Genomic DNA, 13,338 nt, shown 5'->3' with positions numbered 1-13,338 from the left:
GGGTAGCAACCCGCACACCGCGCTAACCCAGCCCCTGACCCTCCCCCTTTGGCCGCGAACTCGGCCGGGCGGAGCCTGCCCAAAAACACCGCACCGATCAAGGAACCGCCATGGCCGCCCGCAACCTGCCCATACCCCGCTCCGCCCCCATCACCGACACCATCATCGGCACCAACGCCTACGGTGCCACGATCACCGTGACCCGTCACGGCCCCGAATTCCCCGGCGGTGAGCGAACCGAATGGGTCGCCTGGGACCGCGTCAACCCCGACGGCAGCCGCGAACGGTGGGCTGAGCGCATCACCGGCTACCGCCTGAAGACCCTGGCCGACGAACTCGACAAGATCCATGCCCAACTGGTCCTCACCGCCGCCGGTGCCACCCGCACCCGCACCGTCTGAACCCCTCCGGGCCACAACCGTCCGCGCAAGTGCAAGACCTCTGCGACACCCCATCCCTTCACCGAAACCGGAGTACCCCCATGTCTGAAATCTCGCCGGCCTCGCCCCTCGACCTCGCCGAGGACTCCGAGCCGACCATGGCGCCGCCGGTCACCGTACCGGCCTACGCAGCCGGAGCAGGAGCCCCGGACGTCGCCTTGGACCGGCTGCACGAGGCCGGATGGATCCAATACGCGAACGGCGTCGGTGATGTGGCGTACCGCAGCCCGGACGGATGCGTACGGGCCGAGTTCGCGCCGGAGTCCCGCAGCGCCCTGCCCAAAGGTGTGCTGTGGGAGGTCGCCTACACCGACCCCAATCCCTATGCCAAGAACCGCAGCTCCTGGACTGCGCACTTCAGCGACGACGTTCCCGCCGAGGCGATCGCCGCCTTCCTGACCGCCCTCACCGACCCGACCGGCCTGGAACTCGACCGCGACTGACCGCCCGCACCGTGTAAGGACCCCGCCGCCATGACCGCCACCGCCGCCGAGCCCCGCTCCGCCTTCGCCGCCCGCCTGACCCGCACCGAGGCCGACCGCCTGTATCTGGCCTGGCACCCCAGGGTCGAGGACGAGGTGAAATCCGCCCGCGCCGCCTGCGCCCCGGCCCCGCCGAATCACCAGGTCCTGTTCGCAGCCCTCACCGAGGACCTCCTTGCCGCTGACCTGTGGCCGACGCCCGCCCCGAGCCCGGCGCCGCGCGGCGAACCGGCCGAGGGCAGCCCCGAGGCCACCGCCGCACACGCCGCCCGGTTCCTGCGCGAGGCCGAGCGCGCCTACGCCCAACACCGCGCCGAGCGCGCCGTGTGGCTCCTGCAACAGGCCATGATCTCCGCCCGCGCCGCCTGCGCAGCGATCACCCACCCCTGACACCCGACCCGTCCCTTGCCTCCAGGAAGACAGCGCCACCATGACCACGCCGACCCTCGCTCCGCCAGGTACGCCCACCCCGCCCGCACCGATACTCGCCGCCGCACCGACCAGCAGTGCTACATCTTCGACGACGCCGGTCGCCTCGATCCCGACGTCGCCTGCCACCCCCGCCGTGACTGGCGCCAAGGCGGGACCCGGGGAACTACGCGCCGAGGTTGCCAGGATCTTGGCCAACAACCCCGGGATCAAGCATTCAGTCGGCGACCTGGTCAAGGCTCTCGGCAAATCCGGTGGGGCGATCGGGAACGCCTGCGACACTCTGGTGCGGCGCGGCGAGGCCGACCTGGCGGGTACCAACCCTCGCCGGTACATCGCGAACGCGAAAACCGCCGACGCAGCGGCGAAAGCGGTGATTACCGCACCCGGGTTTGGACCCGCGCGACCACGTACGCCCAGGCCAGCGCCCTCGGCCGCCTCGACAGCGAGCAGCACCGCGCTGAAGGCGTTTTCGCCGGTGAAGGGACCGGTGACCCGCCCCAACGGGCAGCTGTACTACCCGCGCACCCTGGCAGGCGGGTTGAGCGATGTGGAGGCGTTGCGCAGGCTGCGCGCGGCGAACATCCCGGTCCTGCTGTACGGGCCCCCGGGCACCGGCAAGACCTCCGTGGTCGAGGCGGCGTTCGACGACCTGATCACGGTCGCCGGGGACGGGGACACCACGGTCGCCGACTTCGTAGGCGAGTACACCCAAAACGAGGCCGGTGGGTACGAGTTCGTATACGGGCCGCTGGTGACCGCGATGCGCGAGGGCCGCGCCCTGTTGATCGACGACGCCACCCTGATCAGCCCCAAGGTGCTGGCGATGCTGTACCCGGCCATGGATGGCCGCCGCCAGATCATCCTCAAGGCGTACAAGGGCGAAGTCGTCACCGCTGCCGACGGGTTCTACGTGATCGCAGGCCACAATCCCGGAGTCCACGGCGCGATCCTCACCCAGGCCCTCGCCTCCAGGTTCAGCACCCAGATCCACGTCGAGACCGACTACGACCTGGCCAAGAAGCTCGACATCGACACCCGCGCCGTCACCCTGGCGAAAAACCTGGCCAACCTGGTGAAGAAGGGCGACCTCGGCTGGGCGCCCCAGCTGCGCGAACTGATCGCCTTCAAGAAAATCGCCGAGGTCCTCGGCGCCGAGGCCGCGTTCGCCAACCTGATCGGCATCGCCCCGCTCGAGGACCGCGACCACGTGGCCGAGCTGGTTGCCCGCACCGCAGGCAGCGAACTGACCGCACTTGCGGTCGGCAAGCAGATCCGCTAGCGCCTTCCGGCCGACTCCGGCCCCGAATCCCCGAACCCGTTACGCCGCAAGGAGAGCTCGATCCGCCATGCCCGCGCACCGCCACGTACACCACGGACCGCCCCAGCCCTCCGCCGACGCCCTGGCCGAGGCCCGCTGGGAAGACGACGGAGGACCGGTCACCCCCGAGTCCCCGGACGCCGAGGCCCTGCGCGCCGAATGGCTGCGCGTGTCGGCCGAGCTGACCGCGAGATTCCCGGACCTGTCGCGGCGCGACGACGTGATCGTCACCTGCGAGCCGCGCACCGTCTCTGGTGCGAAGGCCGCCTTCTTCCCCGAGCTGGCCCTCACCGAGATCGACCAGGCCGTGTTCGCGCCCTTCGGCCCGGAGAAGATCTGTCCGGCCGAGGACGGCGACGAGGACCGCTACCCGGCCGCCTGGGGAGCCCTGGTCCACGAGGCCGGACACGCCACCCACAGCGCCTGGATGCCGCCGCCGGAGGCGGTCGGCACCGCCGCCAACAGCGCGGCGGAGATCCTCGAGGAGTCCCGCACTGAGCGCGCCCACCTGCGCTACCGCCCTGAGGACCGCACCTACCTGCGCGCCTGCGTCACGTCCCTGGTCACCGACGACTTGTCCGGCTCGGACATCGACGGCACCTGGGCTGCCGCCCACGCCGCCGGACTGATCCTGGCCCGCCGCGACGTCGGGATCCTGCTGGACGAGGAGGTCGAACCGCTGGAGGCGAAGGTCACCGAGATCCTCGGGTACGAGGTCCTCGGCGAGCTCGCCAGTATCTGGAACGCCGCCTTCGGCTGCGCCGACGACGACGGCGAGACGATGCTCGCGCTGGGGAAGGCCTGGTGCGAAGCGCTCGGGCAGGACCCGGACCAGCCCGAGCCGAGCAAAGACGAACAGCGCTCCGCCGAGCCGAACGCCACGACCGGCAAGATCTGGGCCGCGATCGCCGAGGTCGGCGAGCTGATCGCCGCCACCGAGGCGCGGCAAGAAGTGGAGCACGCCGCCGCCGACCGGCGGGACCGCCGCAAAGCGAAAGCCGCCGCCGACCGTGCCGCCGCCGAGCTGGCCAAGAAGGTCTTCGCCCCCGAGGCCGCAGCGATTGTCCCCGAAGGGTTCTTCCAGGACCTGGCCGAGAATCCGATCACCGGGTCCCGCGAGCCGAAACGCTCCGAGCGCAAGGAGGCCGGCAAACTCGCCCGAGCCCTGCGCCAAGCGGCCTACCGCGAACGCGCCTCGATCCCAACGACTTCTGCAGCGCCGCCCGGTCGCCTGATCATGCGCCAGGCGTTGGCTCGTGATGCGCAAAAGGCGGCCGGAGCGGTACCGACGGCGGAGCCGTGGCGGCATACCAGGAGGCTGACGACTCCCACCCCGCCGCTGCGAGTCGGGATTGCGGTCGACGTCTCAGGGTCGATGAAACCGGCCGTCGGGCCGATCGCCTCGGCCACCTGGATCCTCGCGCGCGCCGCTGCCGCGACCGACCCGGACTCCCGCACCGCGACCGTGGCCTACGACTCCGGCCTGACCGCGATCAACCGGCCCGGCCGCACCCCGCGCCAGGTCGTCAACTTCGCCGCAGAAGGCGGACAACAAGCCCTGGCCGAAGCGATCGACGTTCTGAACGTCGGGCTCGAACTGACCCGCCCGGGAGCTGGCCGGGTGCTGGTCGCCGCCACCGACGGCGTGTACAGCACCCCCGAGTTGGAGACCGCCGCCGAGCGCATCGCCTACCTGATCTCTACCGGCTGTGCGGTGCTGCAACTGCACGTCGGCGAGTCCGAGACCTACGTCCGGCTGCCCGGAGCACAGTTTCTGCGCGTCACCCGGGGCGCCTTGATCGATGAGATCGGCAAAGCGGTAGTCGCCGCAGTCGCCGCCACCTACTGACCACGCCCGGCGGGGCGGACCGACCGCCCCGCCGGAGGAAACCACGGAAAGGCAACGTCCGATGACCGGCACCAGCACCGCCGCGAGTCCTTCTGGCCCTGGCTCTGTCCGACTGGCAGAACCTCACCGAGCAGAAAGCACCACCCCGAACAGGAGTGACATGACCATGATCCTTGACGCAAACGCCGAGACGACCGCATTGATCCGGGCGCTGCTGGCTGACGGCTGGACCTACAGCGGCCCGGTCCGCACCGAGTCTCAGTGGCGCAGTCGTATCCACGAGTTGGCCAGCCCCGACGGACGGCTAAGCGTCGACGTCGCTGTGTTCCCCAACGGCCGAACGACCGCCCGGCTGTCCGCCGAGGCCGTACGGACCGGACCTGCCACGGCACCGGGCTGGATGGTGGACCTGCACGAAGTGCCGCTGTGCGTGGCGCTGGCCGCCGTGAAGGCCGCCACTGACACCGGCCCTTCGCCCTACCCGGCAGCGGAAACGGTGGCCGCCGAGCTGGCCAGGTGCGGCTGGGAGCAGCGCGTCGACGTCACTGAGCGAGGCCGTCTGGTGGAACGCGAATGGGATTCGCGGAACCTTCACCGTTTCGTGCGCTGGTTCCCGGCCGACGCGTGCGACGTAGGCGGATGGGCCATCGGCCGCGAAGGCCCGGAAGCCACCCAGATCAGCCAGCACACGCCCGCCGCAGTCATCACCGCCCTTGCCCTGACTGAAGTCTGCGACCGCGCCGAGCCGCGCGTCTCGCCGGCCGCGAGTGGGAGCTGAGGCCGGCCATGTCCACGAGCAACCAAGTCACGACCATCCGCTATGACGTGCTGCCGGGCATGAGCCTGGACGTCACCTACCGCAACGCCACTGGCGCCTTCTACTGCGCGACGCTGTGGGAGACGGCAACCTTCCGGCGCGAATACACCACCGAGTCCGGGATGCGCCGAGGCGTTGCCCGTGCGCTGGATCGGATCGCCTCTGAGGAGGCCGCTGGTGGCAGCGGCTACTACTACGGCAGCAAGGTGCCCTACACCGAGCACCCTGTCTACGGCGCGAATTGGCAGACCTGGCAGCCGCAGGACGGTCCGCGCTGGCATGCCGAAGACACTGCATGGAACAACAAGAAGACGACCACCGAGCACCGTGCCGCCCTCGCCGCGCGCCGCGAGGCCGACCCGGCGCACAACGCCGAGCGCGTCAGACTCCTGGCCGACGTCGCCGACGCCAAGACCCGGTGGTTTCACGCCCCAGACCCTGCCGCGCAGCACCAGGTCAAGCTTGAGCTCTTCCGCCTCATCGCCGAGGCAGCCATGGCCGGTGTCTCCCTGGATGAACTCCAGACCGCCACCGGCTGGGACCGTCCCCACGTGATCGCCTTGGCCTCCTTCGGCGGCGTCGAGTTCAAGAACGGCCAGGCCCGCCGCACCGTCAAAGGCTGAGGCCGCCGTACTACCGCCACAGGAAGCGACACGCGCAATGCCTACCTACACGATCGCCACCATCGACAGTCGCCGGGAAGAAGCCGTCAAGCCCTGGTACTGGGTGCTGGAGGCCGACAACCTCGAAGCTGCCGAACAGCAGGCGCTGGCCTACTTCACCGTGCGCCACCAGCCCGGCTGGTGGGACCGCGGCGACAACCTCCCCACGGCCGCCGATCTGGACGTGATCATCGCCGAGGCGTACGAGGGAGTGCCGACCTGGGGCGCCAATGGCTCCGGATGGAACGACATGCGCACCGGCGCCGACCGCGCCGACTGGCAGGCCGCACTCGCTGAATGGACCGCCGCGCACACCGCTGTGAACCCCGCACGGGAGGCAGCCCCGTGACCGACAGCCGACCAGCTGCACTTGCCGAACCCCGCGCATGGCTACCGCCTGACACGCCGCGACAGAAAGAAGCAGACCCGTGCTCCGCCTGGTGATCCTTGGAATCTGCGCCGTAGAGCTTGGCTCCGTCTCCTACATCTTCGGCCAGCTGGCAGCGGTGCGGGACATGGCCCAGTACTACGGCAGGCCCCGACCAAACGTCTGCGACGCGATCGCCCTTCTGCGGGCCGCCCGTCAGCAGGACCACACCGAATCATGACCGCCCGGGCCCGACGACCAATACAGCCAACTACCCGAACGGCCCCGTCACGAACCGAAGGACATTGCGATGACACCGACCCCCGCCGAGGCCGCGCAGGCACTGCGCGACCAACTCCTCGCGGCTGGATGGACCTCGGTATTCGAAGGCGCCTCGCCGATGCGACCCGATCTCAAGCTCACCGTCCTCAACGATACCGCTGGCCTGCTCGGCCTGGAGATCAGATCGCACCCCGAGCTCGGCCTGGTCAGCAGCCTGTTCTGGATCAATCCCGGCCCCAGCGTCAATCGCAGCCCACAGGCCGGACCCTGGAGGGTCACCCTGGCCGACCTGCCTTCCTCGATCATCCTCGCCGCAGCCAGCGCCGCCACCGCCAGCCAATCCGTGGCCATCGCCTCGGCGCTGGACGCAGCCGGGTGGACGGTCAGTCGTGAACTGCGCTCCGAGGACGGCGAGCACCTGATCGAACGCACCTGGGCCAGCGCCGACGCATTGCGCGCAGTGCAGTACCTGCCACCGTGCCGCCACGAGGAAGCCCTCTGGGTCATCTCCCGCCCCCACCCCGACTCGGCCAGCACCCACTGGATCGAAGACGTCCACGCCTCCGAACACACCCCACCCGCGATCATCGCCGCCCTCGCCACCAGCTGACCGGCAACCACCGCGCACGAGATGAGGACCCGCAGCCCATGAACACTTCACGCACCACCACCGCACCCCGCAGCTTCTCGGGCACGCCGAAGCCCGAACTGGGCACCTTCACCGTCACCATCTACGAACCCGGCCGCCTCACCCCTACCGAGCCGTGGACGTACGTGCTGCACGCGGCCGACCTGGAAGCCGCCCGCGGCATCGCCCTGCACCACCACATCCGCCTGAACGACCTGGACCGCGACTGGGACACCGGGCAGCCGATCGCCAACCCGGACGCCCAGATCGTCGAAGGCCCCGCCAACACCTACATCGGGATGCCGCCGTGGCCCGCCGACACTGCCGGACGCACCTGGTCCGACCTGCGCGCCGACCCCGTCGCCTTAGCCATGGCCGGAGACGTCTCCGCCATCGCCGCCGAATGGCGGCCCCGCACCCGTCAGGAAGGAGAAACACGACCGTGAGCACCACCGACACCGCGCAGGCCCCGGCGCCACCGACCGGAACCACCGCCGCCGACCTGATCGCCTTCTGGGACTGGGCCCTGGCCGCCGGCCACGTCCGCTTGGACACCGGACGAGGCATCAAGAACGCCTGCACTCGCGTCCTGTCCGCCACTCCGGCCTGGCAGAACCTTGATGTTCACGAACTGGACGCACAGCAGGTCGTCGCCGTCTACGCCGGAGCCAACGTCGGCCACGTCACCGAGAGAACTCTGGGCATCTACGCCTCCACGTTCCGCCGCGGCCTGCGCATCTTCCGGGACTACCTGGCCGACCCCGACTCCTTCGACCCCGACCTGCCCCGGCACCGGCCCTGGCCGCACCGCGCCGCCACCCAACCCGCGGGCACCGGCAGCCTGCAGATCCGGCTGGCCCGAGGACGAACCGCCGAGCTGACCTACCCCGCTGACCTGACCCCGGCCGACGCCGCCACCGCCATCCACACCCTGCGCAACGTCCTGCCCACCCTGCCCACCACCTCCGACGCCGAGGACGAGTCGTGAGCCCGGTCATCCTCGGCGATACCACGCCACTGCCGCCGCCAGGCTGGTCGTTCCGCATCGCCGAAGTCCACCTCGCCCACGAACGCACGCCGTGGTTCACCGGTGCCTGGCACCGCACCGGCACCCAGCCCGCTGACGACCCCACGTGCGCGCTGTGGCTCACGATCACCGCCGAGAACCCGGGCTTCGTGACCATCGCCCTCGACGCCGACGACCCTGCACGCCACGGCCGCTTTCACGCCCTTGCCCGGCACCACAGTGTCCAGGCCGATGCCTGGACCCAGGTCATCGCCCCGGCCGTCGCCGCCCATCCCTGGAGTCGCCGCATCCACTACCGCCGCCCCTCCAAGACCCCGGACCGGGTGGCCCGCGCCATCCTCGCCCACCTCATCGTCCACCGCTGAAAGCCGAGGCCCACCGCCATGAACACCACCACAACCCGTGACACCGAGCCCGGCGCTCCCGACACCGAAGGAGCCTGCGACGCGCCACCGGAGACCGCCGCCGCGAGCCCGCACGCGGTGATCGCCTGCGACTACCCCGACCACCGTATCTGGGCCGGTCGGATCCTCCACCATGCCCAAGGACCTTCGGCCACCGCCCGTCTGCTGTACGAGCTACTGCTGACCTACCCGAAGAAGAACCGCATCGCCACCGCGGCCACGGACCTGATCGTCCGCCACCCTTCCGGATGGCAGCATCTGGGCCCTGACCCGACAGCCACCAGCGAGACCACCCGGCGCGCGCGGCGCGGCCAGCTCGGCCGCTGCCTGTGCCACCACCCCGACGGCTCCCCGACCCAGGCCGTGATCGACGAGGCGCTGGCAGCCATGACCCGCACCGAGTGGCGCCAGCCAGCGAACCCGCTCACCGTCCGAGCCGACGACGCGCCGCGCCTGATCACACCAAAGGACGCGAAACGCGACCCGCGCATCGCCTACGTCTTCCATCTGCAAGGTTCGAGGCTGCACGTCCTGGCCCGCGACGGCGCAACAGACAACTTCGCCCAGGCCGGAACCATCCAGGCCTTGCCAGGCATCGATTTCGACGCCCTCGGCCCCGACCTGGACACCAACGCCGCAACAATCGCCGCTCGCACCCCGGCCGACGGCCGCAGCGAACGCGTCGCCGACCGGCTAATCGACGCCGCCAACCACCTCGCCACGATCCCCGCCTATCACGAGCTGGTCCTGCACGAAGTCGACAACATGATGGCGGGACTGCACGAAGGCGCTGCGGCCAAACTCGACGCCGAGTCAGCCCTAGCCCGCACCGCCGGCGTACCCAGCAGCGAGCTGCCGGCCTTCCTGGCCCGCGCCTCCCGCGGCGAGCAGCTGCGGCTCCTGCGCCTCACCGCTCACCAGCTTGCTCCACGGCTGCATGCCGCCCCGGCCACAGACCTCGGCACCATCGCCAACCGCCAAGACCAGGCAGGCGCGACAACGGAAGAGACGACATGACCACCGCCTCCGCCCGGCCGTGCCTCTACCACCCGAGCGTGGACCGCATCCTGATCAACAACCTCGGCGACCGATCCGCCGTCCAAGCCCTGCGGCGCGCTGCCGAGACCCCAGGCTGCGACCCCGGCACCGAACTGCTCCACGCCGCAGCGCTTCGCACCGGTGAAATGGCCAAGCGGCTGGACCAGAAACTCCGGCACGCCATCGGCGACCTGCAGGCCGCCGCCATCGAGATCGCCGACGGCCGCGCCGCCGAGCACCTGCTGACTGGACGCTCCGACGAGCTGCTGGTCCTGGCTCACCGCCACCACGACGCAGCGACCTGGCTGGAGACCGTCGCCCGCGCCTGGGCCCGACACCGGATACAAACCCCGACCGGCAACCCCTGACCTGCCCCGAAGAGGACACCATGCCCGCGCTCCACGACATCTTCCCGCTGCCCGAGGAACGGATCATCCCCGCTGTCGCCGGGCTCCCGGTCACCGGCCACATCCAACTCGCCGATCCTCTTCCGGCCCAACGAACCCTGACCGACCTCGACCAGCTGATCACCAACACCCTCGCCGGCGACAAGGACATCACGGCCCTGGGCTGGTTCCAGTACTCCCCGTACCTCGGCGACCTCGAATGGGGGCGCTTCCGCACCGACACGCCCTGGGTCCAAACCATCCATGACCTGCCCGACGCCGACTATCCCGGGGATGAGCCCTGGTGCTGGGAGATCGAACGTACCCACCCGAGCATCGCCAGGCCCGGCCCCGAAGCGGACGACACCCGACACGCCACCTACGACCCCGACCGCTGGGCCCGATGCACAGCCTTCGTCGCGGCCTTGTACAGCTGCGAATACAACGACGCGCTGTTGGCGGCGTTCGGCGACTGCGCAGCCGTGACCGTCACCCCAGGTGTCGGCATCACCGTGACCGAGTACATCGGAACCCTCTAGCCCAAGCACGAACCCCCACTAGCCGCGTAAGGAGTTTGATTCACCATGTCTGACACCGAGTACAACCCGCTGGCCGACCGGGCGACCGGGCTGACGCTCGCTGCCAGCGGTTTGACCGCCGCCGCCGAGCAGGTCCACACCATCGCCAAGCTCATCCTGGAGGGGATGAACGCCCTGCGCGGCGACCTCACCAGGGAAGCCCCGCAGATCACCGACGACAGCCGCGAGCCTGGGTTTTTCCGGGTCCACCTCGGCGCAGGCGCTCTGATGGACCCGGCCGACCGTGGCAACCTGCACCTGCGCATGGCCGCAGTCGCCGCCGGATTCCCCGAGCCCGGCCCCGACGAGGTCGCCTTCGAAGCCCGGCACCGGCTGGCCGGGATCATCGCCGACCTGTGGAGCGCCGCCGTGGCCCATGACCTGAATGTCGGCCAGATGATCAACGACAGCATGACGATCCTGCACGAGCGGCTGCGCGACGGCACCCCCGACGAGCAGTAGCCCCACCGCCCCCGGGCCCGGTCCACGGCCCGGCCCTCCGCTGAACGACCTCGCGGCGCGCGATCGCGCGACGCCGCCGACGCCGCGGCCGTGACCTCACCGGCCGCCCCGCACGACCACATCCCTTGCGAACGGAGCTATCGATGCCCCCTGCCTTCGACCCGGTCGAACTGCCCTACAGCCTGCACGTCCTGTGGCACCTGCGCGGCACCACCGCCCCGCGCCCCGGCACCTGCCACGTCATCCCCGGCTACACCACCACCGATCACCTGCCCGACATGCTCGCCATCCGCTACATGGGCAGCAAAGGCGAGCGCGACGAGGTGGTCATCGACCACACCTGCCGGGTCCGGCGCTGGCAGATCACCGCCCGCGACGCGAACGGCGCGGCCCTCGGAGAGGCCGCCACCAACGACGAGCACCTTCTCGACGCTCTGACCCACGGGCTGTTCGGCATTGCGACCCCGGCGGCGGCGATCGCCCAGGTGGAGGTCTACGACGCCGACACCGACACGACGAGCGTCATCACCGCCGAACAGCGGCCCGAGCCGGAGCAACCGAGGCAGCCGGCCGAGGCGACGGTCTACCTGCTCACGATCGCCGAGCTGGACCGCTACCCCGACGAGTACGAGTCCGGAGGCAAAGTGAGCACGGCCGACATCGACTTGAACCACGTCTTCGAAGGCGCGAAGTCTCCTCGGTCGGCCGGCGAGGCCGAGGAGTTCGTCGGCAACCTGCTTTGGCAGATGGACGAGTTCCCGCTCGAGTTGCGGCTGCGCGCCCACGAGGTCGCCACTCGCGCGGTCGCCGACTACCCCGACGCGCTGCGCAGGCTCGCTGTGCTGATCGCCGACACGTCGGATGGCTCCAGCGTCCACGCCGATGCCGCCGGAGGCGCGTCCGCGAACGGGGGACACTGCGATGTCCGGCCGTAAGCGCCAGCGGCGCACCGCACGCCCAGCTCCCGTCGCACGCACCGCAGGGCCCGCACCGCGCCCTGCGGGACCGGGCGGTACGGCCCCGACCGCGCGGGACCTGCCCGCGATCCGCCGCGCCATGATCGGCTGGACCCAGGACGGTGGACGCAACGGCGCCCGGACCTGGCTGCGCCGCATCTACGCCGCCGCAGCCGCCGCAATGCAGGAGCCCGCGTACGACCAGGACGCCGCCGACGGGATCGTCGACAACTGGCGGCACCTGCTCCCGCGCGCGCAGATGTTCTACGTCGCCCCGGCCGCCTCCACCCTGGTCCACCACGCCGCCGCCTCGCTGACCGGCTACAAGCTGCACCCCGAGGACCTACCGGCCGACCAAGGACTTCTGCTGTTCGCGCAGCCCCTTCGTGACGAGGCCATCACCGACGACCCCGACGGCCGCCCGATCACCCTGGTCACCTGGACCCTGCGGCGCAACACCGTGCTACTGGAGTTCTGGTGCCCCAACGGTTACGTCGAACACAGCGAGAAGCTGGGCTACACCATCCCCGGCATCGCCCGCGTGCTGGCCGACCACGGCGGCAAACTGCCCGCCGACTGGGTGCCCGGGCAGGTGTACCCGCGCCACGGCTACCTCTACCAGCGCATCGCGCCACTGGTACTGCACGGCGCGGTCGACCACGACTACCTCGCAGGACCCTGGCACGACCCGGACGCCCCCGACGATGACGACGAATCCCGGGACTCCGAGCAGTACGGCAGACCGCGCCGGGTCTACACCAACCCGCACGGCGACGGCTCGGCCGCCACCATCGAGCTGCAGAAGCTAGTCGCGGCCACCTTCCTGGTGATGGGGCAGACCATCATCGCCGAGACCCGGATGCCGGCGAGCACCGCCGAGCAGACCGCGGCCCGACGACGCGGCGAGTCCGACCCCGAGGTCCGCTACATCGACCTGCGCGCCACCAAGTACCCGCCGCGCAAGCACGACAGCGAACCCGGCGGCAGCGGACGGGTGTACCGGCACTCCTGGTATGTCCAGGGTCATTGGCGAAAACAGTGGTACCCGTCCCGCGGCGAGCACCGGCCGATCTGGATCGACCTGCACCGCGCCGGACCCGAGGACGCCCCGCTGATCGGCGGCGACCGGGTGAACGTCTTGCGCCGCTGACGACCGGGCCTGACAGACCGTCGCTCCGCTCCCGCCCGCATCGGCCCACCCCGCTGACGC

Annotated in this window: 19 protein-coding genes; all 19 read left to right on the top strand. The window is 70.4% G+C overall.

All coding sequences use genetic code 11. From position 1 onward, the window contains the following. Positions 1-110 precede the first annotated feature (110 nt). The 19 genes from ABH935_RS34950 (at position 111) to ABH935_RS34860 (ending at position 13,278) form a co-directional block, all read left to right on the top strand. Positions 111-401, top strand: a complete 291-nt coding sequence (locus tag ABH935_RS34950) for a hypothetical protein (protein WP_370382237.1) — start codon at positions 111-113, stop codon at positions 399-401. Positions 402-481: 80 nt separating this feature from the next. Then, positions 482-883, top strand: a complete 402-nt coding sequence (locus ABH935_RS34945; protein ID WP_370382236.1) for a DUF317 domain-containing protein — start codon at positions 482-484, stop codon at positions 881-883. 30 nt (positions 884-913) lie between these two features. After that, complete coding sequence (locus tag ABH935_RS34940; RefSeq protein WP_370382235.1) at positions 914-1,312, top strand: hypothetical protein; 399 nt, start codon at positions 914-916, stop codon at positions 1,310-1,312. 40 nt (positions 1,313-1,352) lie between these two features. Then, a complete protein-coding gene (locus ABH935_RS34935; protein ID WP_370382234.1) occupies positions 1,353-2,633 on the top strand; it encodes an AAA family ATPase in 1,281 nt (426 codons plus the stop codon). 67 nt (positions 2,634-2,700) lie between these two features. Next, positions 2,701-4,521, top strand: a complete 1,821-nt coding sequence (locus ABH935_RS34930) for a hypothetical protein (RefSeq protein ID WP_370382233.1) — start codon at positions 2,701-2,703, stop codon at positions 4,519-4,521. A 166-nt stretch (positions 4,522-4,687) separates the two neighbouring features. Further along, positions 4,688-5,299 carry a hypothetical protein gene (locus ABH935_RS34925; RefSeq protein WP_370382232.1) on the top strand — a complete coding sequence of 204 codons (612 nt, stop codon included), beginning with the start codon at positions 4,688-4,690 and terminating at the stop codon, positions 5,297-5,299. An 8-nt stretch (positions 5,300-5,307) separates the two neighbouring features. After that, positions 5,308-5,961, top strand: coding sequence for a hypothetical protein (locus ABH935_RS34920; protein ID WP_370382231.1), 654 nt, complete (start codon positions 5,308-5,310; stop codon positions 5,959-5,961). Positions 5,962-5,998: 37 nt separating this feature from the next. Beyond that, entirely contained in the window at positions 5,999-6,349 is a 351-nt protein-coding gene (locus tag ABH935_RS34915; RefSeq protein WP_370382230.1) for a hypothetical protein, read from the top strand. Positions 6,350-6,428: 79 nt separating this feature from the next. Continuing rightward, positions 6,429-6,608 (top strand): hypothetical protein, encoded by a 180-nt coding sequence (locus ABH935_RS34910; protein WP_370382229.1) that lies wholly within the window; start codon positions 6,429-6,431, stop codon positions 6,606-6,608. A 69-nt stretch (positions 6,609-6,677) separates the two neighbouring features. After that, positions 6,678-7,259, top strand: a complete 582-nt coding sequence (locus ABH935_RS34905) for a hypothetical protein (RefSeq protein ID WP_370382228.1) — start codon at positions 6,678-6,680, stop codon at positions 7,257-7,259. 38 nt (positions 7,260-7,297) lie between these two features. Further along, a complete protein-coding gene (locus ABH935_RS34900) occupies positions 7,298-7,723 on the top strand; it encodes a hypothetical protein (RefSeq protein WP_370382227.1) in 426 nt (141 codons plus the stop codon). Further along, positions 7,720-8,265 carry a hypothetical protein gene (locus tag ABH935_RS34895; RefSeq protein ID WP_370382226.1) on the top strand — a complete coding sequence of 182 codons (546 nt, stop codon included), beginning with the start codon at positions 7,720-7,722 and terminating at the stop codon, positions 8,263-8,265. The genes ABH935_RS34900 and ABH935_RS34895 overlap by 4 nt, the downstream gene beginning before the upstream one ends. Then, positions 8,262-8,669: a hypothetical protein gene (locus tag ABH935_RS34890; RefSeq protein ID WP_370382225.1), complete on the top strand. Its 408-nt coding sequence runs from the start codon at positions 8,262-8,264 to the stop codon at positions 8,667-8,669. Before ABH935_RS34895 ends, ABH935_RS34890 begins: the two co-directional genes overlap by 4 nt. Positions 8,670-8,687: 18 nt before the next feature. Next, on the top strand, positions 8,688-9,725 hold the full coding sequence (locus ABH935_RS34885; protein ID WP_370382224.1) for a hypothetical protein: 1,038 nt from the start codon (positions 8,688-8,690) through the stop codon (positions 9,723-9,725). Continuing rightward, a complete protein-coding gene (locus ABH935_RS34880; RefSeq protein WP_370382223.1) occupies positions 9,722-10,114 on the top strand; it encodes a hypothetical protein in 393 nt (130 codons plus the stop codon). The genes ABH935_RS34885 and ABH935_RS34880 overlap by 4 nt, the downstream gene beginning before the upstream one ends. Before the next feature lie 20 nt (positions 10,115-10,134). Further along, positions 10,135-10,671: a hypothetical protein gene (locus ABH935_RS34875; protein ID WP_370382222.1), complete on the top strand. Its 537-nt coding sequence runs from the start codon at positions 10,135-10,137 to the stop codon at positions 10,669-10,671. Between the two features lie 45 nt (positions 10,672-10,716). Then, the gene (locus ABH935_RS34870; RefSeq protein ID WP_370382221.1) at positions 10,717-11,172 is read left to right on the top strand and encodes a hypothetical protein; all 456 of its coding nucleotides are present in this window, start codon (positions 10,717-10,719) and stop codon (positions 11,170-11,172) included. A 143-nt stretch (positions 11,173-11,315) separates the two neighbouring features. After that, positions 11,316-12,107: a hypothetical protein gene (locus ABH935_RS34865; protein ID WP_370382220.1), complete on the top strand. Its 792-nt coding sequence runs from the start codon at positions 11,316-11,318 to the stop codon at positions 12,105-12,107. Between the two features lie 121 nt (positions 12,108-12,228). Then, positions 12,229-13,278 (top strand): hypothetical protein, encoded by a 1,050-nt coding sequence (locus ABH935_RS34860; RefSeq protein WP_370382219.1) that lies wholly within the window; start codon positions 12,229-12,231, stop codon positions 13,276-13,278. Positions 13,279-13,338: the final 60 nt, after the last annotated feature.

Source organism: Catenulispora sp. GAS73 (genome assembly GCF_041262085.1).
Lineage (GTDB): Bacteria > Actinomycetota > Actinomycetes > Streptomycetales > Catenulisporaceae > Catenulispora.
The sequence above is the reverse complement of the archived record's forward strand: the minus strand, read 5'-3'. Positions and strand labels throughout refer to the sequence as shown.

What these genes read in the sequence shown, in the direction of transcription:
- ABH935_RS34950 (WP_370382237.1), top strand. Translation starts at nt 111, where the DNA reads ATGGCCGCCCGCAACCTGCCCATACCCCGCTCCGCCCCCATCACCGAC.
- ABH935_RS34945 (WP_370382236.1), top strand. Translation starts at nt 482, where the DNA reads ATGTCTGAAATCTCGCCGGCCTCGCCCCTCGACCTCGCCGAGGACTCC.
- ABH935_RS34940 (WP_370382235.1), top strand. Translation starts at nt 914, where the DNA reads ATGACCGCCACCGCCGCCGAGCCCCGCTCCGCCTTCGCCGCCCGCCTG.
- ABH935_RS34935 (WP_370382234.1), top strand. Translation starts at nt 1,353, where the DNA reads ATGACCACGCCGACCCTCGCTCCGCCAGGTACGCCCACCCCGCCCGCA.
- ABH935_RS34930 (WP_370382233.1), top strand. Translation starts at nt 2,701, where the DNA reads ATGCCCGCGCACCGCCACGTACACCACGGACCGCCCCAGCCCTCCGCC.
- ABH935_RS34925 (WP_370382232.1), top strand. Translation starts at nt 4,688, where the DNA reads ATGATCCTTGACGCAAACGCCGAGACGACCGCATTGATCCGGGCGCTG.
- ABH935_RS34920 (WP_370382231.1), top strand. Translation starts at nt 5,308, where the DNA reads ATGTCCACGAGCAACCAAGTCACGACCATCCGCTATGACGTGCTGCCG.
- ABH935_RS34915 (WP_370382230.1), top strand. Translation starts at nt 5,999, where the DNA reads ATGCCTACCTACACGATCGCCACCATCGACAGTCGCCGGGAAGAAGCC.
- ABH935_RS34905 (WP_370382228.1), top strand. Translation starts at nt 6,678, where the DNA reads ATGACACCGACCCCCGCCGAGGCCGCGCAGGCACTGCGCGACCAACTC.
- ABH935_RS34900 (WP_370382227.1), top strand. Translation starts at nt 7,298, where the DNA reads ATGAACACTTCACGCACCACCACCGCACCCCGCAGCTTCTCGGGCACG.
- ABH935_RS34885 (WP_370382224.1), top strand. Translation starts at nt 8,688, where the DNA reads ATGAACACCACCACAACCCGTGACACCGAGCCCGGCGCTCCCGACACC.
- ABH935_RS34880 (WP_370382223.1), top strand. Translation starts at nt 9,722, where the DNA reads ATGACCACCGCCTCCGCCCGGCCGTGCCTCTACCACCCGAGCGTGGAC.
- ABH935_RS34875 (WP_370382222.1), top strand. Translation starts at nt 10,135, where the DNA reads ATGCCCGCGCTCCACGACATCTTCCCGCTGCCCGAGGAACGGATCATC.
- ABH935_RS34870 (WP_370382221.1), top strand. Translation starts at nt 10,717, where the DNA reads ATGTCTGACACCGAGTACAACCCGCTGGCCGACCGGGCGACCGGGCTG.
- ABH935_RS34865 (WP_370382220.1), top strand. Translation starts at nt 11,316, where the DNA reads ATGCCCCCTGCCTTCGACCCGGTCGAACTGCCCTACAGCCTGCACGTC.
- ABH935_RS34860 (WP_370382219.1), top strand. Translation starts at nt 12,229, where the DNA reads ATGATCGGCTGGACCCAGGACGGTGGACGCAACGGCGCCCGGACCTGG.